Origin of the sequence: Bradyrhizobium sp. 2S1, from assembly GCF_011516625.5 — a bacterium.
Taxonomy (GTDB): Bacteria; Pseudomonadota; Alphaproteobacteria; order Rhizobiales; family Xanthobacteraceae; genus Bradyrhizobium; species Bradyrhizobium septentrionale.
On sequence record NZ_CP147717.1, the window covers coordinates 10,283,508 to 10,306,603 of the forward strand.

Annotated in this window: 14 protein-coding genes and 6 pseudogenes; 9 read left to right on the forward strand and 11 right to left on the reverse strand. The window is 62.0% G+C overall.

From position 1 onward, the window contains the following. Window positions 1-7: 7 nt before the first annotated feature. A pseudogene (locus HAP54_RS48875) lies at window positions 8-836 on the reverse strand (isocitrate lyase/phosphoenolpyruvate mutase family protein). 1,259 nt (window positions 837-2,095) lie between these two features. Here HAP54_RS48875 and HAP54_RS48880 point away from each other — a divergent pair. Continuing rightward, window positions 2,096-3,439, forward strand: coding sequence for an IS1380-like element ISBdi2 family transposase (locus HAP54_RS48880; protein WP_166204320.1), 1,344 nt, complete (start codon window positions 2,096-2,098; stop codon window positions 3,437-3,439). Between the two features lie 196 nt (window positions 3,440-3,635). Next, on the forward strand, window positions 3,636-4,454 hold the full coding sequence (locus HAP54_RS48885) for a hypothetical protein (protein ID WP_165128251.1): 819 nt from the start codon (window positions 3,636-3,638) through the stop codon (window positions 4,452-4,454). Between the two features lie 495 nt (window positions 4,455-4,949). On the opposite strand, the gene HAP54_RS48890 is transcribed toward HAP54_RS48885, so the two are convergent. After that, on the reverse strand, window positions 4,950-5,516 hold the full coding sequence (locus HAP54_RS48890) for a hypothetical protein (RefSeq protein WP_175612289.1): 567 nt from the start codon (window positions 5,514-5,516) through the stop codon (window positions 4,950-4,952). 26 nt (window positions 5,517-5,542) lie between these two features. After that, a complete protein-coding gene (locus tag HAP54_RS48895; protein ID WP_156928919.1) occupies window positions 5,543-5,875 on the reverse strand; it encodes a hypothetical protein in 333 nt (110 codons plus the stop codon). A 193-nt stretch (window positions 5,876-6,068) separates the two neighbouring features. On the opposite strand from HAP54_RS48895, the gene HAP54_RS48900 reads away from it, so the two are divergent. Together HAP54_RS48900 and HAP54_RS48905 are read left to right on the forward strand one after the other, a co-directional pair. Beyond that, entirely contained in the window at window positions 6,069-8,477 is a 2,409-nt protein-coding gene (locus tag HAP54_RS48900) for a phosphoketolase family protein (RefSeq protein ID WP_035977914.1), read from the forward strand. A 49-nt stretch (window positions 8,478-8,526) separates the two neighbouring features. Beyond that, complete coding sequence (locus HAP54_RS48905) at window positions 8,527-9,705, forward strand: acetate/propionate family kinase (protein WP_166298306.1); 1,179 nt, start codon at window positions 8,527-8,529, stop codon at window positions 9,703-9,705. A 25-nt stretch (window positions 9,706-9,730) separates the two neighbouring features. Here the strand turns inward: HAP54_RS48905 and HAP54_RS48910 are convergent, their stop codons facing one another. Continuing rightward, window positions 9,731-9,973: a hypothetical protein gene (locus HAP54_RS48910; protein ID WP_224741469.1), complete on the reverse strand. Its 243-nt coding sequence runs from the start codon at window positions 9,971-9,973 to the stop codon at window positions 9,731-9,733. A 236-nt stretch (window positions 9,974-10,209) separates the two neighbouring features. Then, window positions 10,210-11,085, reverse strand: a pseudogene (locus tag HAP54_RS48915) (IS3 family transposase); the annotation flags it as partial. A 228-nt stretch (window positions 11,086-11,313) separates the two neighbouring features. On the opposite strand from HAP54_RS48915, the gene HAP54_RS48920 reads away from it, so the two are divergent. Beyond that, window positions 11,314-12,696 carry an IS110 family transposase gene (locus HAP54_RS48920; RefSeq protein ID WP_166298319.1) on the forward strand — a complete coding sequence of 461 codons (1,383 nt, stop codon included), beginning with the start codon at window positions 11,314-11,316 and terminating at the stop codon, window positions 12,694-12,696. Window positions 12,697-12,698: 2 nt separating this feature from the next. On the opposite strand, the pseudogene HAP54_RS48925 reads toward HAP54_RS48920, so the two are convergent. Both HAP54_RS48925 and HAP54_RS48930 read right to left on the reverse strand, forming a co-directional pair. After that, window positions 12,699-12,959, reverse strand: a pseudogene (locus HAP54_RS48925) (transposase); the annotation flags it as partial. A gap of 87 nt (window positions 12,960-13,046) precedes the next feature. Continuing rightward, window positions 13,047-13,742, reverse strand: a pseudogene (locus tag HAP54_RS48930) (MlaD family protein); the annotation flags it as partial. 140 nt (window positions 13,743-13,882) lie between these two features. On the opposite strand from HAP54_RS48930, the gene HAP54_RS48935 reads away from it, so the two are divergent. Continuing rightward, complete coding sequence (locus tag HAP54_RS48935) at window positions 13,883-15,226, forward strand: IS1380-like element ISBdi2 family transposase (protein WP_166204320.1); 1,344 nt, start codon at window positions 13,883-13,885, stop codon at window positions 15,224-15,226. 167 nt (window positions 15,227-15,393) lie between these two features. Here the strand turns inward: HAP54_RS48935 and HAP54_RS48940 are convergent, their stop codons facing one another. Together HAP54_RS48940 and HAP54_RS48945 are read right to left on the reverse strand one after the other, a co-directional pair. Beyond that, a complete protein-coding gene (locus HAP54_RS48940) occupies window positions 15,394-16,128 on the reverse strand; it encodes an ABC transporter ATP-binding protein (RefSeq protein WP_165128245.1) in 735 nt (244 codons plus the stop codon). 2 nt (window positions 16,129-16,130) lie between these two features. Next, window positions 16,131-17,242, reverse strand: a pseudogene (locus tag HAP54_RS48945) (MlaE family ABC transporter permease). A 185-nt stretch (window positions 17,243-17,427) separates the two neighbouring features. Here HAP54_RS48945 and HAP54_RS48950 point away from each other — a divergent pair. Next, on the forward strand, window positions 17,428-17,838 hold the full coding sequence (locus tag HAP54_RS48950; RefSeq protein ID WP_165128243.1) for a hypothetical protein: 411 nt from the start codon (window positions 17,428-17,430) through the stop codon (window positions 17,836-17,838). Here the strand turns inward: HAP54_RS48950 and HAP54_RS48955 are convergent. Then, entirely contained in the window at window positions 17,808-20,579 is a 2,772-nt protein-coding gene (locus HAP54_RS48955; protein WP_165128241.1) for a bifunctional acetate--CoA ligase family protein/GNAT family N-acetyltransferase, read from the reverse strand. The genes HAP54_RS48950 and HAP54_RS48955 overlap by 31 nt on opposite strands. Next, the gene (locus tag HAP54_RS48960; RefSeq protein ID WP_166298307.1) at window positions 20,561-21,037 is read right to left on the reverse strand and encodes an HPP family protein; all 477 of its coding nucleotides are present in this window, start codon (window positions 21,035-21,037) and stop codon (window positions 20,561-20,563) included. Before HAP54_RS48960 ends, HAP54_RS48955 begins: the two co-directional genes overlap by 19 nt. A 265-nt stretch (window positions 21,038-21,302) precedes the next feature. On the opposite strand from HAP54_RS48960, the gene HAP54_RS48965 reads away from it, so the two are divergent. Further along, entirely contained in the window at window positions 21,303-22,286 is a 984-nt protein-coding gene (locus HAP54_RS48965; protein WP_166298308.1) for a zinc-dependent alcohol dehydrogenase family protein, read from the forward strand. A 346-nt stretch (window positions 22,287-22,632) separates the two neighbouring features. Then, window positions 22,633-22,938 (forward strand): annotated as a pseudogene (locus HAP54_RS48970) (hypothetical protein); the annotation flags it as partial. Between the last annotated feature and the right edge of the window lie 158 nt (window positions 22,939-23,096).

Here is a 23,096-nt window from a genome sequence, read left to right on the forward strand (position 1 = left end):
AGAGAAGCTATTGCCTTAAGTCAGCAGGGCGAAGATAGCGCGCTTCTGCACTTGCGAATTCGTCGTTCCTCAAGACCTCGTCGAGTGTCGCGATATCGGGCTCAATGCTGACAGTGTTCCCCTCAGCTGCGGCCGCAGACCTGCCGCATTGCCGCTCGCATGGAATGGTTGGCCCAGATCACCGTCGCGATGCGTGCTTTACAATAAGCAGAGACCGATGTTCGATAGTATTTCGTTGGAACGATCACGACCGGCAACCTGTTCTGGCAGGCGTGCGTGAACGCAAGGATCTCGTCTGCGGCGCTCTTTCGCGAGTGAATGAGGATCGCATTGGCTCCCGCATCCACGCAAGCGTGAGTGCGCAAAACGGCTTCTTCCATTTCATGCCCGACAATCAACGCTTCGATGCGGGCAACAAGCACCAAATCGTCCGCGACCGTATCCTTCACGGCACGCAAGCGGGCGGCTGGAGAATTCGTCGATATCGGCGAGGGGATGCCGCTCGCCAATAAGCGAGTTCGTCTTCGGGAAATAGCTGTCTTCCAGCGCAATCCCGGCAGCGCCACGCTGACGGAGTGTGCGTGCCAATAGACGAGCATTGTTGAAGTGCCGAAGCCGCCATCCCCGACAACAAGCACAGGAAGCTCGTTCTACGTCGGCGAGTTGGCTCCAGGACGCTTCATTGGCGTCGCGGCAGCCCAACGAGCAGGCAATTGACAGGCCCGACGCCCAGAGACCCTTGAACTCACGCGCTTGGCGATTGCGGCGGAGAGGCCGTCATGCGCTTCTATGAGGAACGAGACTTCGCTGCTGGAGCAGACCTGAGCACGCAGCATTTCAGTGAGTAAGGAATCAGCGCGCGGACCGGAGCCACTCGCGGGAACAGATTGCTGTGATTGGTCTTGCATGCCGATTCCTTGTTCGTGCGTTTGGTCGGCCGATATTCAGCGGCGGAAGGTGACATGTTTCTGTCATCAAGATCAATTACGCGGGTTGGTAGTTGACTGTGCCGCAAAATTGTTGCGTCTCGCACCGGACGAGCAGGATTCGTAGGTAAGCCAAGCAATCACATGATGTCCGATCGTTGAAGGACGCACTGTAACCCATGCGCCAACCGAGTTCCTTTCTGTATTTTGTATTCTGCGCGGTTGTGAGACTACCTGACGCGCTAAGGGTTCAGTTCGTTCGCATTTTGTAGCGCTCAAGTGTGCGTTTGGCGTTTCAGAGTACACCCGCGCGGACTCGCGATCAGGACTCGGTCGCGTTGCACGGAAATTATCTAATCGATCGTGTCGCGTTCCTGTCTAACTCCGTTCAGCTCGCGGATCATGAGCGTGGGGAGGGCGTGCGAGACGGATCCGAAGTCCTTGTCTCTCTTGTTGAAACGAATTCGAGGGTCCTTCCGGCCACGATGCCCGTGCCGTCCCTTGATCGAGGTGTGAGGCTGATAGTGCTCGGCACAGCGTGGTCTCCGATCCGGGGCTCCAGCGCCTGACGTTCGAGGTTATTGCCGGGCGCCTTCGATTCAACCAAGCGCGGGATGGGACCTTTTGGGAGGACACAGCCGATGTCGCCATCGCAGTCTGCAAGCGCCGAACCATCCCCGACCTTCGGCCATCTTGAGCGACCGGCATCTCCTGGGTTCAGCACCGCTTCGAGCCACCTGGATCTGCCCGCCCAGTTGTCATGCCCCGCGGTTGAGATACAGGCCAGCGTGCCAACGGAGGACTTCCCGCGTGCGCAAGACTTCACGCATATCGTCGGCTTGGCATGGGACCATGGTTGCCAATCAGCCTCCGATGTCCTGATCGGTGTACTGAGCAGAAAAGGCCTCCTGCCGACGTCACCGCTCCAGTCGCGAACACATTTTTACATCCATGGTCGGCCTTACACGACGAAGCTGGGGCAAGGAACAAGGCACCCGACCCCAAATAATCCGGCAGGACTTGATATTACGCTCATCCCTGGATCTAGCCCGTCTTATTCGTCAGAGTGCGCCTGAGAGGCTGGCGAGCGTGGTGTAAAGCGCTGATGCGGCGTAGGATTCGGTTGCAAAGCCAACCCCATCACCTCAACCGCGAACGCCAGGCCCGCCATGACCGATGATACGATTCTGCCCTTCTCGTTTCCAGCCGTTCACGCCAAGAAAGTCACAGCTGCCTTCGATGGCGGTCGGCTGACCTCGAACGGGGGCGTGATGCTTCTGGCGATGGCCGAGCGGCGTCTCGGCTTGGCCGACAATTTGGCCCGGGTGTTCCCGGATCGGCGCGATCCGACGCGGGTCGTGCACAGCCTTGTCGATATGTTCCGCGCGCGCATGTTCGCGATCTGCTGCGGCTACGAGGACGCCGACGACCTCGATCATCTGCGGTCCGATCCCGCATTCAAGCTGGCCTGCGGACGGCTGCCGGACACGGGTCGCGATCTGTGTTCCCAACCGACGCTGTCGCGGCTGGAGAATGCTCCGCGCCTGCGCGACGTGATCCGACTGACCTACACTTTGGTCGACGCATGGATGGATAGCTACCCGCGCGAGCCGGCATCCGTCACGCTCGACATCGATGATACCTGCGATGTCGTCCACGGCCATCAGCAGCTCTCGCTGTTCAACGCTCATTATGACGAACGCTGCTTCCTGCCGATCCACGTCTACGACACGGAGAAGAGCCGGCCCGTGGCGGTCGTGCTGCGGCCCGGCAAGACGCCGGGCGGCGTCGAGGTGCGTGCCCATCTGCGCCGCCTGATACGGCATATCCGGACGCGGTGGCACAACACGCGAATCACGTTCCGTGGCGACGGGCACTATGCCCGGCCGGAGGCCATGGCGTGGTGCGAGACCAACGGCATCGACTACATCTTCGGTCTGTCCGGCACCAAGCCGCTCGCCAGAAAACTCGACGAGGCCGCCGACGACATCCGCACGCGACGCGCCATCGAGAACCTGCCGGTTCTGCGTGGCTATACCGAGACGCGCCACAAGGCCAAGTCCTGGGATCGCGAACGGCGTACCGTCGCCCGTATTGAGGCGACGATGCTCGGCCTCGACATCCGTTTCGTCGTCACCAGCCTCGATGTCGGCTCGGCCGAGTGGATCTACGACAGCCTGTATTGCGCGCGCGGCCAAGCCGAGAATCTGATCAAGCTGCATAAGACACAGCTCGCCTCCGATCGCACCAGCTGCCGTTCGGCGCTCGCCAATCAAGTCCGCCTCGTTCTCCACACCGCCGCTTATTGGCTGATGCTGACCGTGCGCGACGCGATTCCCAAAGCCCGGGAATTGGCCACAGCCGAGTTCGCGACGCTGCGTCTTCGTCTCTTGAAACTCGCTGCCCGTGTCGTCGAGACCACGAGCCGCATTCGCCTTGCGTTTGCCGCGGCATGTCCCGAAGCCGACCTGATCCGCGGCTTGCCAGGCGCGCTGCTGCCTCTCGGTCCTTGACCGGCGGGGCGTCCGCCCCCCGTTCGCCCAACCTACACCTCAAGCGCGTTGCAAAGTACGGGTCGGTCAGGCGGTGAAAAGCCGAAGGCAATCCCGCGCGCCTCGTCAGAGCAGATGTGCGGCCACATCAATCGGACTAAAAAAAGCACTCTCACGAATAGGACGGGCTAGCTTCGAATCCCACGAGCCCGCAGCAGTGGGCATCGAAGGCTTCGCGGGAGATATGCGAAAAACATCGTCATCGACCAAGGCTGCGACGTCTGCGATGCCGACGAAGGGTGCCAAAGGCTGTGGGCTGTGGTCATGTTTCAAGTCAGGGATTGGCAAAAGTCGTCGCGAAAGCTCGTCCGGCCCTCTGGATCAGCCGGATGAACAGGCCTCCGGATCGGGCGTCCCAGTGCAGCGTCCGCTGGCGCTCCGCCGCACGCAGTGGCTGGGTGACGAGCATATCACGGCGGATTACACACTCCTGGAGCGGGAATTGCAGAGGGACAATCCGGATCTGGCCGCCCACACCCGGTTTCTGCGGCCCGCGGAAGCTCATCTGCTGCGCTTGACCGATGACGCGAACGTCGTGCAGGAAACCTTGCTGGCGATCGTCAATGACGAGCATGGTAACGATACCGCCAACTTCCTGTTCGTGCCAGTGAACAATGGCGGTGTCAGTAGCAGCGACGGTACGCATTGGACGCTGCTGCTCGTTGATCGCCGCGAGCCGGAAGGGATCGTTGCCTATCACTACGACTCCTTGCCGAAGCGTTCTCACGCTGACCGGGCAAGAGAACTCGCAGTCAGGCTGGGCGCTCGCCTCGAGACCGCGCGCATGAACCGGCAGGAGAACAATTGTGATTGCGGCGTCTTTGTGGTGGACGGCACACGGACGCTGGCGAGACGATTGGCGGAAGGGCAGCGGCCTGATGACGAGCCGCTTCACCTCGACAACCTCGTCGCCGATCGGCAGGCACTCCAGGATCGACTGAGCGGTCGTGCGCATTCGCGACGGCGAACTCGGTAATGCGCTTGGTCTGCTGGCGCGTCGCTTGCCGGCACCAGAACCTTGGTTGGGTACCAGGACGCGTGAACGACGTGGGTCGGCTCGCTCACGACCCCGCGCTCGCCGGATCGTGGGTGCCGGGCTGTGATCGACCAGCCAATCGGACGCTTCGACACCGAGCGACGGGCTTAAAAGCGAACCTGTCAGCGCTGTCGATCTGCCCGAACGGTGGATCGACACCGTGACTGCCGCTGGCCCATGAAGAACATCGTGCGGTATGTGGATCAAGCGCGTACCGCAGGTGGTAAGGTGGAAGAATCGCGCCTAGCCTCTCGCCGCCGACTTAGCCGCCTATAAATTGGGGCATCAGAATAATGTTCGCGCTGAACGGATTGTTGGGGGTCACTTCCCTCATCCCTGGCCCCAACACCGCCATATAGGGCTGACCATGAATAATCAGACCTGTCGGCTGCTGGAATGACTGCGGCAGCATTCCTCTTCTATTCAGTGCGCCGATCAGGACGTCGGGGGCGCGTTGCGGGCCGTGATTGAAGCCCAAGGCGACGACATGTCCGAAATCATACGCCGGCGCCTGAGCCGGTATCGCGGCTGCCGGATAAGATGACTGTTGCGGCTGGCCCAACTCGCACCAAGCCCCGGTGTCGTGATCATCGTTACGCACGGCTTCGCGTGTAGACGACGCCGCAGCCCTTCATCTTCGGGATTCGACAACAGCCGTCCAGCTATCGCTTCGACCGTCCGTTGGGCCGCTTGCGCCTCACAAACGCGCGTGCTGCCAAAGACGACGATGGTATGGGCTATCTGTCGCTCCCGGAGCAGGGCTTCTGTCTTGAGGAAATCGAGCTGAAGGCGGACGCCGCGCGTCGCCTCGCTCTGCATGAAATCGGCATCCTGATCCGCCTCCTGATAGCTTGGCGACATCAGTATCCTGCGCAAGGCCTCGGGCGCGCGAGAATCAACTTCAGCGCTCTCGGGTTGTTGACCTGGAAGCGCATCAGCTCTGTCGACGTGATGCTCGGGGCTCGGCATCGAACCGGAGCGAGCGGACCGGGGACCGGTCATATGCCCCCTCCTATCCACTGTTTCGCTCAAGCACCGCCCCAACCTGTTTCTGTGTGGCAAGGGGCGAGTGCCGCGCTGCCTTTCAGGGCCTCGCGAACTTCGTCATCTTCCAATTTGTCCAGGAACCAGTGGCGATCAGCGGGCTGCTCCGCGCGACTGACAGTTGGAGTGTCTTGGTGAGGCTCTGCTTGTTCGACAATGGGCAATTTCGCTTGATCGGCCATGGTGACGCTCGTCAGGAGGATGAGAATACTGGCAGCATCCGCGATTGCCCGAACAGACGCATTGAGCAGGGTCAATCCGCAGCAGAAGACGACGGGAACTTTCCGGAGGGGCAGCGTGGGGCCTGTCTTTTCCACTTTCGGCCGTCGGCCGTCTGAGCGGCTTCGCGAAGGCGTGATAGCCCACCGTTGCCGGGAACAATGAGGCTCGGGCGAGCATTGGCCAGCATCTTTGAGCTGGCTCAAGCTATTCCCGTCACATTGGCCTTTTAACTCGGAACCGATTAGCAGATTTTGAGGTCATTCCTGACCCCTTCCTCGGGAGAGCGGCATGCAATCAGTCACGGGTCCAAATGAGCGAGCGCAGGTCAAAGATCTCGAGTTGCTCGACCGTTACTGGCGAGCCGCCAATTTCCTTTCCATTGGCCAGATCTACCTGCTGGCAAACCCACTTCTGAGCGAGCCGCTTAAACCCGAGCACATCAAGCCGCGATTGCTTGGTCATTGGGGCACCACACCGGGGCTCAACTTTATCTACGCTCATCTCAATCGTGCGATCCAAGCGTCCGATCTCAACGTCATCTATGTCTGCGGTCCCGGGCATGGCGGTCCCGGCATGGTCGCCAATACCTATCTGGAGGGCACATACACGGAAATCTATCCGGAGGTGACGCGCGACCTGGATGGCTTGCAAAAGTTGTTCCGTCAGTTCTCCTTCCCCGGAGGCATTCCGAGCCACGCGGCGCCGGAAACGCCGGGTTCAATTCACGAAGGCGGCGAGCTGGGATATGCGCTGGTGCACGCGTATGGCGCAGTGTTCGACAACCCTGATTTGATCGCCGTTTGCGTCGTCGGCGACGGCGAGGCGGAAACCGGCCCACTCGCGGCGTCCTGGCACTCCAACAAGTTCTTGAATCCGATGCATGACGGCGCAGTGCTGCCGATCCTGCACCTCAACGGCTACAAGATTACAAATCCTACCGTGCTGGGGCGGATGGATGACGAGGAAGTCCGCAGCCTCTTCATCGGCTACGGCTACGAGCCGCTGTTCGTCGAAGGTGACGATCCGCACGCCATGCACCGGCTGATGGCCGACACGCTAGACGTAGCGCTCGCCAATATCCGTTCCATCCAGCAACATGCACGCCAACAGGCTGCGGGCTTTCGGCGCGCCAAGTGGCCGATGATCGTACTGCGCAGTCCAAAGGGCTGGACGGGCCCGAAAGAAGTTGATGGATTGAAGGTTGAGGGATTTTGGCGCGCCCATCAGGTGCCGATCACCAATCCGCGAGGCAATCCCGAGCATTTGAAGCTGCTTGAGCACTGGATGAGGAGCTACGAGCCGGGCAAGCTGTTCGATGGGGACGGCCGGCTCGAACCGGATTTGCAGGCGCTCGCTCCGGCTGGCAACCGCCGGATGGGGGCCAATCCGCACGCCAATGGCGGCATGCTCAAGCGTGAGCTCAAGCTACCGGATTTCCGCAGCTATGCCGTCGACGTTCCGAGCCCCGGGGGCGTGGTCGCCGAGGCCACTCGCGAGCTCGGCAAGTTTCTGCGCGAAGTCGTGAGTCTCAATGCGAACGCCCGCAACTTCCGTATCATGGGCCCGGACGAAACCTCGTCCAACCGGCTGGACGCGGTGTTCGAAGCCACCGACCGGGTCTGGATGGAAGGGATCGAGCCCTACGACGTCCACCTCGCGCACGACGGCCGCGTGATGGAGGTGCTGAGCGAGCATCTCTGCCAGGGCTGGCTCGAAGGCTACCTGCTCACCGGCCGTCACGGCTTCTTCTCCTGCTATGAGGCTTTCATCCACATCGTGGATTCGATGTTCAACCAGCACGCCAAGTGGCTGAAGGTTTCGCGCGCGCTGCCGTGGCGGCGTCCTATCGCCTCGCTGAACTATCTCCTGACCTCGCATGTCTGGCGACAGGATCACAACGGTTTCAGCCATCAGGATCCCGGCTTCGTTGATCTCGTCACCAACAAGAAGGCCGATATCGTCCGCGTCTACTTTCCACCCGATGGCAATACTCTGCTGTGGGTCTCCGATCATTGCCTGCGCACCTACGATCGCATCAACGTGATCGTCGCGGGCAAGCAGCCCGCTCCGCAATGGCTTTCGATGCGTGAGGCGATCAATCATTGCGAGGCGGGCATCGGCATCTGGAAATGGGCCGGCACCGAGCCGCCCAACGCCGAGCCGGATGTGGTAATGGCTTGCGCCGGCGACGTTCCAACGCTGGAGACACTCGCCGCAGTCGATCTGCTGCACAAGGCGCTGCCGGACCTAAAGATTCGCGTGGTGAACGTCGTCGACCTGATGACGTTGCAGCCGAAGGAGCAGCATCCACACGGGCTGTCCGACCGCGACTTCGACAGCCTGTTCACGCGAGACAAACCGGTGATTTTCGCCTATCACGGCTATCCCTATCTGATCCACCGCCTGACCTATAACCGCGCCAATCATGCCGGCATGCATGTGCGCGGTTTCGCTGAGGAAGGCACCACCACGACACCATTCGACATGGTGGTGTTGAACGGGCTTGACCGCTTCCATCTTGCGATCGAGGCGATCGAGCGGGTGCCGGGGCTCGACATCAGCGCGGCCCACGTCAAGCAGGGATTCCGCGACAGGCTGACCGAGCATTCGCGTTACGTGCGCGAGCACGGCGAAGATATGCCGGAGATCCGAGACTGGGCGTGGTGCAACGGCGCAGGTGGTACGACACTGCGGTGATCGAGGATTTGAAAGGCCGCATCTGCAGCGAGCACGAAAGAGACCGCCTATGTCCGATCATGTCCTGGTGCTGAATGCAGGCTCTTCCAGCATCAAGTTCGGCTTGTTCGACATTGAACCCGTCGAGCCGGAACTGAAGTGTAAGGGCCTGATCGACGAGCAGCAAACGGCGCCACACATCGTGGTGACCGATGCGTCCGGAACACAGCTGTTCAAGAAAGGCCTTCCCGGCGGCGAAGGACAGCGGGTCGATCTGCTCAGCGGCATCTTGACCTGGATTGACGGGCATCTCGCCGGGAACAGGCTTGTCGCGGTTGGCCATCGTGTCGTGCATGGCGGACGCGACTTCTTTCGCCCCATCATGATCGACGACCAAGCTCTCGCCGCGATGGACGCGTTGACCCCGCTCGCCCCGCTGCACCAGCCGCGCTGTCTGACACCGGTTTGTGCGGTGCAGTCGCTGCGGCCAGGCCTCGCGCAAATCGCCTGCTTCGATACAGCCTTCCATCACAACCTGACGCCGCTTGCGAGCCGCTTTGCCATTCCGCGCCATTTCGAAGACCGCGGCATCCGGCGCTATGGTTTTCACGGGCTCTCTTTCGAATATGTCGCGGGCCGCCTCGCCGCACTCGCACCGACGCAGAAGCACACGGTGGTGGCACATCTCGGCAATGGCGCCAGCCTCTGTGCCTTGCACGAGGGCAAGAGCGTCGACACCACCATGGGACTGACCCCACTCGACGGTCTCGTCATGGGAACACGCTGCGGCACGATCGATCCGGGCGTGCTGCTCTATTTGTTGCAAGAAGAGAAGATGTCCGCCGACGAGGTCCAGCATTTATTGTACGAAAAGTCGGGCCTGCTTGGCGTGTCCGGCATCTCGGCCGATATGCGCGCCCTGCTGGCAAGCCCGGAAGCCGCCGCACGCGACGCGATCGATCTCTTCACGTTCCGGGTTGCCGCGGAGGTCGCTGTGATGGCGACCTCGCTCAACGGACTTGACGGCCTCGTGTTCACCGGCGGCATCGGTGAACACGCCGCTGAAATAAGGCAACGCATCTGTGATCGTCTCGCCTGGCTTGGCGTCAAGATGGATATGGCCGCAAATGCGCTGAGCAAGCAGCGTATCGCTGCGAAGGGCAGCCCGGTGGATGTGCTGGTCATTCCCACCAACGAGGAGATCAGCATTGCGCGGCACTGCCGCAGCCTGCTGGCTGCAGGTTGCTAGGTTGCGCCCACTACAACCGCCCTATTCAATCCGTCGCCGCAACCCACATCACGAGCTCGCGTGCGAGCGCGCCGAAGGCCCGATCAAATGCGGCTGCCGCCTCAGGCGGCGTCAGTGAGGTCATCTCTTCGGAGTCATCGAGAATCTTTGCAACCTTTACCTGACCATTCTGGTCCACTATCTTCGCAGAGAAGGAGATGATCGCGCGCGGCTGGGTTCCGAGCACGATTTCAAAACGACGGAGATCGATCAGCAGATCGTGACGCACCTTCTACGCCGCTGTCGGCGCGGAACGGCGCATGTGCGATGTCGTAATTCTCGAAGCTCTGCAGTAGTCGCGCCTGCACCAGCGCCGGAAGGCTGTCGCTCCATTGCACGGCCTCAAACCCTTGATTTTCTTCCTCCGGCGAGAACAGAAAACGCTGGGTCTGCAGGTGGGTAATTGAGCTGGCTCCGGTTGTCTGAACAGATTTTCCGCGTCGATAAGTGGAGCCTCTGCCATGGTTAGGCTGCCAAGCGGAGTGGCAGCGGGTTGAAGTAGGCTTGATCGGGGGTGACGCCGTCAAGGCTCGAATGCGGGCGCCGACCGTTGTAGAAGTCGAGGTATCGGCCGATCGACGCGAGGGCCTCGCTGACGCTGTCATAGGCCCGCAGATACACCTCCTCGTATTTGACGCTGCGCCATAGCCGTTCGACAAACACGTTGTCCCGCCAGGCTCCCTTGCCGTCCATGCTGATCGCAATGCCGTTGTCGGCGAGCACGCCGTTAAAAGCCTGTCCGGTGAACTGCGAGCCCTGATCCGTATTGAAGACGTCCGGCTTGCCGTGACGAGCCAGGGCATCCTGAAGCGTCGCGACACAGAACGCCGCCTCCATGGTGATCGATACGCGCCACGACAGCACGCGGCGGCTGAACCAGTCGAGCACAACCGCCAGATAGACGAAGCCTCGCGCCATCGGGATGTAGGTGATGTCCATCGCCCACACCTGGTTCGGCCGCGTGATCTCCATCCCGCGCAGCAGGTACGGGTAGATCTTGTGGCCCGGCTCGGGCTTTGTCGTGCGTGGACGGCGATAGAGCGCTTCTATCCCCATCCGCCGCATCAACGTCTTCACATGCCGACGGCCGATCTTGCACCCATCGGCAGCCAGCAGCCCTCGCAACATGCGAGAGCCGGCAAAAGGGAACTCCAGATGCAGCCGGTCGAGGCGCTGCATGATCGCAAGGTCGGCGTCCGGCACCGGCCGCGGCAGGTAGTACACGCTGCCGCGGCTGATGTTCAAAGCCTCCGCCTGCCTGGTGATCGACAGCTCGTGCTCACGGTCGATCATCGCTTTGCGCTCAGCAATCCCGCCTTGGTGAGCGCTCCTTCTAAAAAACTATGCGCGGCGATGCGCTCCCCCTGTGGGATAGAAACGGACCGGCGCTAGATTGCCGACCGGGAGGGAGCGGCCGATACGATTTTGGTGGCACGTGACCCCGTTAAAAAACCTGGTCCATGGGTTGTCGCGCACTTGAGAGTGGTGACGCCATCCGGCGATCCCGTTTAGGAATCTGACGTATAGCGCAGCCCAGCCCTTCCGCCGCCGTCAGCAGGAGGATTAGAGATGAACCCCAAAAGATCGAAGTCGAGGAACGGAGGTAAGATGCAGATGGTGCACCCGGACGCGGCTGCCATCGACGTCGGAGCGACTATGCACATGGCTGCCGTGAGGGCAGATCGCGCACCGGAGCCAGTCCGCAGCTTCGGTACCTTCACGGCTGATCTGCATCGGCTAGTCGACTGGTTTACTGAATGCGGCGTCGAGACTGTCGTCATGGAATCGACCAGCGTCTACTGGATTCCGATCTTCGAGCTTCTCGATGCCCGGGGATTTAACGTGTTTCTTGTCAACGCGCGCGATGCCAAGCACGTGCCGGGGCGCAAGACCGATGTCAGCGATGCGCAATGGCTGCAGCGGCTCCATTCATTCGGGTTGCTGCGGGCCAGCTTTCGGCCCAAAGGGCAGATTGCCGAGCTGCGAGCCTACGTGCGTCAGCGCGAGCGTCTGCTGGAGTACGCGGCCTCACACATCCAGCATATGCAGAAGGCCTTGACGGAGATGAATCTTCAGCTGCACCACGTCGTCACCGACATCACCGGCGTGACCGGCCTGCGTATCATACGGGCGATCCTTGCCGGCGAGCGCGATCCTGAGGCGCTGGCGTGCTTGCGCCATTATAGTTGCCGCTCCAGCGCCGAGACGATCGCGAAGGCGCTCACCGGAAGCTACCGCGCCGAGCATCTGTTTGCGCTCGAGCAGGCACTTGCGCTTTACGACGCCTACCACGAGAAGGCATCTGCCTGCGACGCCCGAATTGAAGCCGTGTTGAAGGAACTGAGCTTCCATCGGGGGCATGGCCACGGATCAGCGCCGCGGGTCTCGCGGCGTCGGAATCGAACCGATCAGGCGAACGCTCCAGCTTTCGATGTCCGCGAGGCGCTGTTCGCGTTGCTCGGAAAGGACCTCACCGCGATCGACGGCCTCGGTCCTTACCTCTCGCTGAAGCTGATCGCTGAATGCGGCGACGACCTCTCCTCGTGGCCAAGTGCAAAGCATTTTACCTCCTGGCTGGGACTGGCGCCGAGCAACAAGGTCTCCGGCGGCAAAATGCTCTCGTCCCGAACGCGCCGATCCGGCGGCCGAGCGGCGGCACTTCTGCGCCTTGCTGCCGTGACCGTGGGTCGTACAGACACTGCGCTCGGCGCCTTTTATAGACGGCTCTCAGCGCGCATCGGCAAGGCCAAGGCCGTGACCGCCACGGCCCGGAAGATCGCAGTTCTGTTCTACAATGCTGTGCGATACGGAATGGACTATGTCGATCCCGGGGCCTCGTCCTACGAGACGCGTTACCGGACGCGAGTGGTCAACAATTTGCATCGGCGTGCCAAGGCATTCGGCTTTGTTCTCCATCCCTTGGAGCCGAAAGTAGATGCTGCCGTTTCTTAGGAATCGTTCTCCAGCGTCAGTTCGCCGATCTTGGCGTGCAGCGACTTCACGTCGATGGCTGCTTGCTCCGCTCCGGAGCCGCCGCCGGGACCGAACGCATCGGCGGCCTTGCTTTCAAGCTGAGCCTTCCACGCCGTGATCTGATTGGGGTGGACGTCGAACTGCTCGGCAAGCTGAGCCAGCGTTCGATCGCCCTTCACGGCGGCGAGCGCCACCTTCGCCTTGAAGGCCGGTGTGTGGTTCCGGCGTGTTCTTCTGCTCATTGTCGCTCCTGATTCGCAGGCACAGCGTGCCCGCTGTCAGGCAGAAACTCCACTTATCGCCCTGTGCAGAATTCCGGGGCCGGCTCTAATCGCGGTCGGCTCAGCTATGATCAACGGCGCAGGCAGAGCTGCATGGTGTTGCAACCCGAAGCTGTCCACGGCGTGAAGGTCGTAGACTACCTTGCGCGGCGCGGGCGTACCGCCGCCCGTCATGCGCTCCAGCCCTGCCACGATGCCGTCAAGCTTGGAGGTGTTGCGCGCGAGTCCTTCAGCAAACGTACTTAGATTATCGATCGTGCTATGCAGCGGCGCCGCATTTCCAGACAGAACGGCATCCACCCGGCGCAGGGCATCGCGCGCGGCCTGCGTCATGCTCCGGCCGGCGCCCTTTTCGGCCACCAGCGGCCCGCGCGCCGGCGGCGACGCGGGATCATCACCACCTTCCAGCGCAATCACGGGAACACCAGTCAACCCCTGGAAATCGAGACCAACGCGCGTGTCGCTATGCACCGGCGTGTGCTCAGCGACCGCGATCTTGGCGCGAACCTCGCGCGGGCGTTCCGGCACCAGCTCAAGTGCAGTCACCTCGCCGACGCGGATACCGTTGAAGAGGACGCCTGCACCAACGAGCAGCCCAGACACGGGATCGGTGAAAACAAGCTGATACGTCTCCCGCTTGCCAATGCCACCGACATTGTTCAGCCAATAGACAAAGCCGAACACCGCGACGATTGCCGATAATACGAATGCACCGACAATAATGTAGGGCGCGCGAATTTCCATGTGTTTCTCTCTCGTCTAGCCCGTCTTATTCGTCAGAGGGCGCCTGAGAGGCTGGCGAGCGTGGTGTAAAGCGCTGATGCGGCGTAGGATTCGGTTGCAAAGCCAACCCCATCACCTCAACCGCGAACGCCACGCCCGCCATGACCGACGATACGATTCTGCCCTTCTCGTTTCCAGCCGTTCACGCCAAGAAAGTCACAGCTGCCTTCGATGGCGGTCGGCTGACCTCGAACGGGGGCGTGATGCTTCTGGCGATGGCCGAGCGGCGTCTCGGCTTGGCCGACAATCTGGCCCGGGTGTTCCCGGATCGGCGCGATCCGACGCGGGTCGTGCACAGCCTTGTCGATATGTTCCGCGCGCGCATGTTCGCGATCTGCTGCGGCTACGAGGACGCCGACGACCTCGATCATCTGCGGTCCGATCCCGCATTCAAGCTGGCCTGCGGACGGCTGCCAGACACGGGTCGCGATCTGTGTTCCCAACCGACGCTGTCGCGGCTGGAGAATGCTCCGCGCCTGCGCGACGTGATCCGACTGACCTACACTTTGGTCGACGCATGGATGGATAGCTACCCGCGCGAGCCGGCATCCGTCACGCTCGACATCGATGATACCTGCGATGTCGTCCACGGCCATCAGCAGCTCTCGCTGTTCAACGCTCATTATGACGAACGCTGCTTCCTGCCGATCCACGTCTACGACACGGAGAAGAGCCGGCCCGTGGCGGTCGTGCTGCGGCCCGGCAAGACGCCGGGCGGCGTCGAGGTGCGTGCCCATCTGCGCCGCCTGATACGGCATATCCGGACGCGGTGGCACAACACGCGAATCACGTTCCGTGGCGACGGGCACTATGCCCGGCCGGAGGCCATGGCGTGGTGCGAGACCAACGGCATCGACTACATCTTCGGTCTGTCCGGCACCAAGCCGCTCGCCAGAAAACTCGACGAGGCCGCCGACGACATCCGCACGCGACGCGCCATCGAGAACCTGCCGGTTCTGCGTGGCTATACCGAGACGCGCCACAAGGCCAAGTCCTGGGATCGCGAACGGCGTACCGTCGCCCGTATTGAGGCGACGATGCTCGGCCTCGACATCCGTTTCGTCGTCACCAGCCTCGATGTCGGCTCGGCCGAGTGGATCTACGACAGCCTGTATTGCGCGCGCGGCCAAGCCGAGAATCTGATCAAGCTGCATAAGACACAGCTCGCCTCCGATCGCACCAGCTGCCGTTCGGCGCTCGCCAATCAAGTCCGCCTCGTTCTCCACACCGCCGCTTATTGGCTGATGCTGACCGTGCGCGACGCGATTCCCAAAGCCCGGGAATTGGCCACAGCCGAGTTCGCGACGCTGCGTCTTCGTCTCTTGAAACTCGCTGCCCGTGTGGTCGAGACCACGAGCCGCATTCGCCTTGCGTTTGCCGCGGCCTGTCCCGAAGCCGACCTGATCCGCGGCTTGCCAGGCGCGCTGCTGCCGCTCGGTCCTTGACCGGCGGGGCGTCCGCCCCCCGTTCGCCCAACCTACACCTCAAGCGCGTTGCAAAGTACCGGTCGTCAGGCGGTGAAAAGCCGAAGGCAATCCCGCGCGCCTCGTCAGAGCAGATGTGCGGCCACATCAATCGGACTAAAACAACGCACTCTCACGAATAAGACGGGCTAGCTGCCCAAGCCGAGCATTTGCGCGCGGGCACCATGAAAGTAGGCATTGACCCAAGGATGATCGGACTCGAGCACGGAGGGCAGCGATCCGATCGCTGCGATCCTGCCGTCTGCGAGCGCGGCAACGCGATCGCAGACGGCTTGTAGGCTGTTCAAATCATGCGTCACCATGAAGACAGTGAAGCGCAGCGTCCGGTGCAACGTCCGGATGAGGGCGTCAAACTCGCCGGCCGCGATCGGATCGAGGCCGGATGTCGGCTCATCGAGAAAGAGCAGCGCTGGATCGAGCGCCAGTGCCCTGGCAAGCGCAACACGCTTGGTCATGCCGCCCGAGAGCTCGGACGGAAACTTGTCCCCGTCTTCGCGCGCGAGGCCGACCATCTCGAGTTTTGCGTCCGCAATTTCGTCAAGCAGCCGCGGCGAAAGCCGCGCGCGCTCGCGCAGAGGAAACTGAATGTTCTGTCGAGCCGTCAGCGCCGAGAACAGCGCTCCCTGCTGGAACAGGATGCCCCAACGACGTTCAAGGCTGCCGCTTGCGAAATCGATCTGCCCGCTGCGCTTTGGCAGCAATCCCACCAACGTTCGCATCAGTACAGATTTTCCGCCACCGGATGCCCCTACGAGGCCAAGAATTTCCCCGTCCTTCACATCGAGGTCGAGGTGATCGAGGATGATCTTCTTGCCAAAGCCGACCACGAGGTCCCGTATGTGTATCGCCGGGGCGTCGGTCATGGCTACATCCCGATCGAGGCGAAGAAGACTGCAAACAGTCCGTCGAGCACGATCACCAGGAAGATCGATTTCACCACCGAGGCGGTCGTTCGCTCCCCGAGCGACTCCGCGCTGCCCTTGACGCTCAGCCCCTCCACGGCCGCGACAAGCCCGATCACGAGCGCCATGAACGGCGCCTTGATGATGCCGACCTCAAAATGCGTGACGGAAACCGCCTCATGGAGACGTGCGATGAAGATTGCAGGGCTCATGCCGCCATAGAGCCAGGCGATGAGCCCGCCGCCATAGAGCGCCGCGAGCGAGCCGAGAAAGGCAAGGATCGGCAACGCCACCACGAGCGCCAGGATTCGTGGCAGGATCAGGACTGCAACCGGATCGAGCCCCATGGTGCTGAGGGCATCAATCTCCTCACGCATCTTCATTGCGCCGATCTCGGCGGTATAGGCACTCCCCGATCGTCCCGCCACCATGATGGCGACGATCAACACGCCGATCTCGCGCAGCACGAGGATGCCGACCATGTCGACGACATAGGATTCCGCGCCGAAGCGACGGAAATGGAAAATCCCTTGCTGGGCGATGATGGCCCCGATCAGGAACGTGATCAGGGCTATGATCGGTACCGCTTGCCACCCCACTCGGCCGAGCTGGTAGACGGTTGATGTCAGCCGAAACGACCGCGGATGCCTGAGAATGCCTAGCAGGGCTGCGCTGACGGTACCGAGCATATGGAGGAATGCCCCCGAATCGGACGCCAGCCGCCGGCCGCCGCGGCCGAGCTGATCGAGCCTCTGCAGCAAGGGGTTGAACGATTTGCGTTCCGCAGGCCGCCGCGGTTCAGTCCTCGCACCTCTTCCAACAAGTCATCGTGCGGACCGTCGGCACCGGTGAGGGCTGCTCTGGTTGCGCCACCGCGGGCCAGCTTTTCAAGCAGCCAAGCCCCGACTGTGTCGAGCGTGGTGATGTGACGCAGATCAATCGCCCCGATGTCAGTGCGCGCCGCCCCCTCGCACAGCCGCTCCAACTGCTCGACATTGGCAACGTTCCAGGCGCCGCATGCTGTTAGCAGGCGTGGATCGTCTGCGTTCGCTGTCAATGCCGGTACGCTGAGCAAGGGAACCAACTCCAAGTTTGCCTATCAAGCATAGGAGGCTGGCGGCGGCGGTGTTTGACACAACGCAATTTGCTTCAACGGCCTCCAGGTCGTTCTTGACGCAAATCAAACGGCTTTGCGGGCGGGAGGCCTATGATTTGGCATGTTTGGCCCGTCAGCACCGGGGCACGCTCAGGAAGATTTCGATGAACCGCCCCGCTTTCAAGCCTTTGCCGAATACTGCGTTACCGCACTCATTCAGACAGGTCCGGCTCGAACGTGCACGCGAGCACGATCACCCCGAGGGCGCCTCCGCGATCGGCTATATCATCGTCGCTCCGCTAGACACGGCGTCGCGGATCGATGTCGAGACTTGGAAAACCCATCGCGAGGCCTGCCGTGTCGTTCGTCAGCGGCCCGACGAGGACGATGAACTCGGCCACCTTGTGCACGGACCGAGCGACAGCTGGCGATTCCACTACGACGTGGCAGGGGCAGCCGCCGATGAAGCCGGATATCATTTCGGCAACGAGCGCTTTCGCCTCGGCGAATATGTCTCTGTCCGCGAGGCGGATGGCATGCATCCCTATCGGATCGTTGCGGTCTCGCCGCTTTGATCGCGCCCACGCCGGATCAGGATGTCGGTCCCCAAGGCATCCATCGCCGGAAGGGAGAGGTCTAGGACGACATTGATGATCCTGTGGTCGGTGGGCACTGCGGCGGCCGTGAAACCGAGTTCATGGCACATGTTCAGCATGGTCGTGTTCTCGGCCAGCACTTCGCCGGACAGCCGCTTGAGTCCTTCCGACCTCGCATAATGGATCAGGAGCTGCATCAACGCCCATCCCAGTCCTTTGCCCTTGAGGTCTGACTGCAGCAGGATAGCATATTCGGCATTCTCGTAGAGCGAGTCCGAATGAAGCTGGACTGCTCCCACCATCGCGCCAGTACTCGGATCCAGCGCCGCAAAGGCCATCGCACGCGCATAGTCGAGCTGAGTCAGCCGTGCAATGAACGTGTGCGAAAAATTCTTCATTGCCTGGAAGAAGCGAAGCCTAAGGTCCTCGGCGGTCACTCGCCTGAAGAAGCTCTCGACCATTAGCTCATCTTCCGGCCGCAACGGCCGTATCACGACGCGCGAGCCGCCCCTGAGGGCAAGCTCTCCTTCCCATTGAGACGGGTAAGGCCGCACCGCGAGCCGCGTCTGGCCGGCAAACAGCCGCACTGGTCTGCGGACTGCCACGCGCGCGTCGAGCGCAATCACGCCGCTCTCGTCTGCCAGTAGCGGATTGATGTCGAGCTCTGCGACTTCCGGAATATCGGCCGCCATCTGCGCCAGCTTGACGAGGGTGAGCGGCACGGCGTCGCCGGGGACAGCGGGCACGTCGCGATAGGCCGCAAGCAGCCGCGAGACCCGAGTCCGCCCCACCAGGTCGCGCGCCAGGTTCATGTCGAGCGGTGGCAGCGCCAGCGCCTTATCGCTGATCACCTCGACCGCGGTGCCACCGCGGCCAAACACGATCACGGGGCCAAAGGTAGGATCGTCGGCAATGCCGACGATCAGTTCGCGTGCCGCCCTCCGCTCGATGATCGGTTGGATCGTCACCCCCTGAAGGGTGGCATCGGGACGCGCGTTCCGGGCACGCGCGAGCACCGTCCGGGCCGCCTCGGCGATGCTTTCGCGAGTCAGCAAGCCGAGAATGACGCCGCCGATATCCGACTTGTGACGGACGTCGCGGGAAAGCAGCTTGACGGCCACCACAAGTCCCCGGGCCAGGAACGGCGCGGCCTTCTCCGCGGCATCGTCGGCATCGCGCGCGGCAATCGTCGGCACCATCGGAATATCGTAAGCCTCAAACAGGGCGGCGATCTCGGCCGGGTCAAGCCATTCCCGCCCTTCGGACAGCGCCTTCGCGATTATGCGCCGCGCCGCAGCCGTTTCCGGCTTTAAGGTCGAGGCGATACCGGGCGGCGTTGCGGCCAGTGCGACGGAGGCTTCGCGGAATCTCACCAGATACGTGAAGGCGCGCACCGCATCATCCTCGGTCGGAAAATGCGGGATGTGGGCAGCTTCAAAGGTCGCCGCCGTGCGGTCGTCGGCACCATCCCACGATGCAAGCACCAGCGTGCCAACGTCGCTCTTCCTGGTCCGACGATCAAGAACACATTGTGCCACCGCTTCGGCGATTCCTTCGGCCGGCGCGACCGCCGTTTCCACGTTCATGACCAGCACCGCGTCACTGTTCGTGTCCTCGAGCAATGCGTCGAGCGCGGACACGTAGCGAGTGGCATCGGCGTCGCCGGAAATATCGACGGGATTGGCGCGAGACCAGCCTCGCGGCAGAACCCGATCGAGCCGAGCAATGATCTCCGTCGTCAAGTTCGCCGGAGTGCCCCCGAGTTCGGCAAGCCGGTCGATCGCTAGGATACCGAGCCCGCCGCCATTGGTCAAAACCGCCAGCCGGTTGCCGCGTGGAACAAAACCGCGGCCGAGCAACTCGGCGCAATCGAACAGTTCGCGCAGGTCGTACACACGCAGTATACCAGCACGGCGGAATGCTGCATCAAAGACGGCGTCTGAACCGGCCAGCGCGCCGGTGTGGGTGGCAGCGGCCTTGGCGCCCTGGGCCATCCTCCCCGCCTTGACGACGATTACCGGCTTGAGCCGCGCCGCGGAGCGCGCTGCGGACATGAACTTGCGCGCATCCTTGATGGCCTCCACATAGAGCAGGATCGCGTTGGTATGGTCGTCCAATGCGAAATAGTCGAGCAGGTCGGCAACGTCGACGTCGAGCTGGTCGCCGATCGAGACAATGCCGGAAAAGCCAAGCCGCCGTTGCGCAGCCCATTCGATCATCGCGGCAGCAATGGCGCCGGACTGCGAGATCAGGGCCATCCGTCCGTCGAATGGACGATGGGCCGCGAAGCTCGCATTGAGCTTCGCGTGCGGGACCATCAGCCCGATACAGTTGGGCCCGATCAGGCGTATGCCGTGCTTGCGCGCCGTCCGCGCAACCATTTCGGCAAGCGAGCCCGCGCCGTGCCCGAGACCCGCCGACAGGATCACCGCGCCGCCGACGCCGACCGCGGCGGCGTCCGAGATGATCACGGGTATCGCAGCCGCCGGCGCCGCGATCACGAGGAGATCCGGAACGAACGGTAGCGACTTGATGTCCGGGAACGTAGCTTCGCCGCCGATCTCAGCGTAGTTTGGATTGACCACGGCGATCCGGCCGACAAAGCCGCTCGCCTTAAGATTCCTGAGAACAGCCGCGCCCAACGACGACGGACGCGAGCTGCCGCCGACAAGTGCTATTGTTCGCGGCAAAAGAACCCGCTCTAAGCCAAAAGTAGACATCGAACAGTCTCGCAGGGAACCAGCGGAGGCGCCTGTCGATTCGTGCAGCGCGCCAGAGCCCGCATGACGTCCTCGCGAGCGATAATTCCGAGCAGGTGGTGATGTCCGTCAACCACGGTCAGGCTCTTGAGCCGATGTGCGACCATCAGCTGCAGAACACGCTGCAGATTTGTGTCCGGCTCGACTGCAATCACATCGCACGACATGATCTCGTCGACTGTCGTCCCCATGCGATCGTCATAATGTGGCAATATGTGATCCGTCGTGAGCGCGAACACCTTAAGGGCGTCGAGTTTCGTGACGAACCCAACCACGATATCGTCGCGCAGGACGGGATAGGCATCATAGTCGTCTCTTGCGAACAGCCGGTAAAGATCGCCCACGCTCATCTCGGGAGCGACGCTCCGGACCGACTTCGTCATATTGCTCGCGACGGTTTCCTGAAGAAACTCGTACATGGCTGATCCCCTGGGTTGGATGGCACTTCGCGGAGGCACCGCTGCCTGAGCAACTACCCCGCGAAGCGCTTACGCCACCGTCTTGATGTCGATCGCCTGTTCTACTTGGCGGCCAGCCTCTTGACGGTGGTCTTGAGCAGGCCCTTTTGGGTCTTGATTGCGAAGCAAAGCTAATCCGGAAGAGCCAATCGGCCGTTGACCAGGATCAAAACGGAGTCAAATGATGTGATCAAAGAATGGTCATCGAGCTAAAGCGAGTTTCGGTATGCACGCCATGATCTTGACCGCGCGCGGCGCGACGCTGCAACAAGTGCAACGGCCGGACCCAGTCCCTCGTCCCGGCGAGGTTAGCGTGAAAGTCAGCGCCTGCGGCGTTTGCCGCACCGATCTGCACGTCGTCAACGGAGAATTGCCAAACATTTCCTATCCGATCGTTCCCGGGCACGAAGTGGTCGGCCGCATCGACGCGATTGGTGACGGCGTAAGCGGCGCGCAGCTTGGTACGCGCGTTGGCGTTCCCTGGCTCGGGTCGACCTGCGGGCACTGCCCTTATTGCCGGGAGGGTAAGGAAAATCTCTGCGATGATCCACTGTTCACCGGTTATACGCGGGACGGCGGCTTTGCCACCCACCTGGTGGCAGACGCGCGTTACTGCTTTCCGCTCGGTGAAGACGGCGAGGACGCGGAGCTTGCACCGCTGCTCTGCGCCGGCCTGATCGGCTGGCGCTCCCTGGTGATGGCTGGCGACGGCCGCAAACTCGGCATCTACGGTTTTGGCGCGGCGGGACATATCGTCGCACAAGTGGCGCGTTGGCAAGGGCGGGATGTGTACGCTTTGACCCGTGCGGGCGACACCGAGGCCCAGCACTTGGCTTTGTCGCTCGGCGCATGCTGGGCCGGCTCTTCGGGCGATCGACCGCCGGCCGAACTTGATGCCGCGATCATCTACGCACCCGCGGGGCCCCTCGTCCCGCTTGCATTGCGCGCGCTGCGCAAGGGCGGACGCGTGGTCTGCGCCGGCATCCACATGTCTGATATTCCGAGCTTTCCCTACAACATTCTCTGGGGTGAACGACAGATCATCTCCGTTGCCAACCTCACCCGACAGGATGGCGTCGACTTTCTCAGGATCGCGGCGAAGGCCGGAATCCGAACGCACGTCACCGTCTTCCCCTTGAATCAGGCGAACGAAGCGCTTGCGCGCCTGCGCGACGGCAAGCTGGTCGGCGCTGCTGTGCTGAGACCGTGATGACAGCGGAATCGCCTACCGACGCGGCCACGGGTGAAGCCAGCCAGGACGTTGTATTGTCGTTTTTGGCCGGATCGGACCGACCGAACGTGGCCGTGCGGCGGATCGACACGCATTGTTCGATCGTCTTTCTCGAACCTTCGCGCGTCTTGAAGGTCAAGCGAGCGGTCAAGCTTCCCTATCTCGACTACTCGACGTTGGAGAAGCGGCGGCGCGCTTGCGAGGATGAGATTGCCATCAACAAGCGCTACGCCCCTCCATCTACCGCGGGATGGTGCCAATCATACGCGGGCGCGATGGTCCGGCAATCGGAGGGACCGGACCGGTTATCGAGTGGGCCGTCGAAATGGCTCGCTTCGATGAAAACAAGACGCTCGATCATCTCGCCGAGCAAGATCCAATCCGGCCGGAGCTTGGCGAGAGACTGGCCGCCATCCTGCTGGAATCCCATCGGACCGCAACCGGACGCAAAGGATTCCCATGGCTAGCCTCGCTCTCTGTCATCATTGATCGCAATACGGAGCAGTTTTGCGCCGAGCCAGTTCTGTCCCGAGAGGCGATCGCTAAACTGCACGAACTGAGCCATCTGTCCCTCGCGCGCAATCTCGAGCTGTTGCGCCGCCGCGCCCGCCGCGGGCAGGTCCGGCACTGTCACGGCGATGCACATCTCGGCAACATCGTTCTACTCGACGGCGAGCCCGTTCTGTTCGATGCGATCGAGTTCGATCCGGTCATCGCAACAACCGACGTCCTTTATGACCTCGCATTCCCCGTGATGGACCTGTTGTACTCCGGGCAGGGCCGACAGCC

What these genes read in the sequence shown, in the direction of transcription:
- HAP54_RS48935 (WP_166204320.1), top strand. Translation starts at nt 13,883, where the DNA reads ATGACCGACGATACGATTCTGCCCTTCTCGTTTCCAGCCGTTCACGCC.
- HAP54_RS48905 (WP_166298306.1), top strand. Translation starts at nt 8,527, where the DNA reads ATGTCCGATCATGTCCTGGTGCTGAATGCAGGCTCTTCCAGCATCAAG.
- HAP54_RS48955 (WP_165128241.1), bottom strand. Translation starts at nt 20,579, where the DNA reads ATGTCTACTTTTGGCTTAGAGCGGGTTCTTTTGCCGCGAACAATAGCA.
- HAP54_RS48920 (WP_166298319.1), top strand. Translation starts at nt 11,314, where the DNA reads ATGAACCCCAAAAGATCGAAGTCGAGGAACGGAGGTAAGATGCAGATG.
- HAP54_RS48950 (WP_165128243.1), top strand. Translation starts at nt 17,428, where the DNA reads ATGAACCGCCCCGCTTTCAAGCCTTTGCCGAATACTGCGTTACCGCAC.
- HAP54_RS48890 (WP_175612289.1), bottom strand. Translation starts at nt 5,516, where the DNA reads ATGACCGGTCCCCGGTCCGCTCGCTCCGGTTCGATGCCGAGCCCCGAG.
- HAP54_RS48960 (WP_166298307.1), bottom strand. Translation starts at nt 21,037, where the DNA reads ATGTACGAGTTTCTTCAGGAAACCGTCGCGAGCAATATGACGAAGTCG.
- HAP54_RS48965 (WP_166298308.1), top strand. Translation starts at nt 21,303, where the DNA reads ATGCACGCCATGATCTTGACCGCGCGCGGCGCGACGCTGCAACAAGTG.
- HAP54_RS48880 (WP_166204320.1), top strand. Translation starts at nt 2,096, where the DNA reads ATGACCGATGATACGATTCTGCCCTTCTCGTTTCCAGCCGTTCACGCC.
- HAP54_RS48900 (WP_035977914.1), top strand. Translation starts at nt 6,069, where the DNA reads ATGCAATCAGTCACGGGTCCAAATGAGCGAGCGCAGGTCAAAGATCTC.
- HAP54_RS48940 (WP_165128245.1), bottom strand. Translation starts at nt 16,128, where the DNA reads ATGACCGACGCCCCGGCGATACACATACGGGACCTCGTGGTCGGCTTT.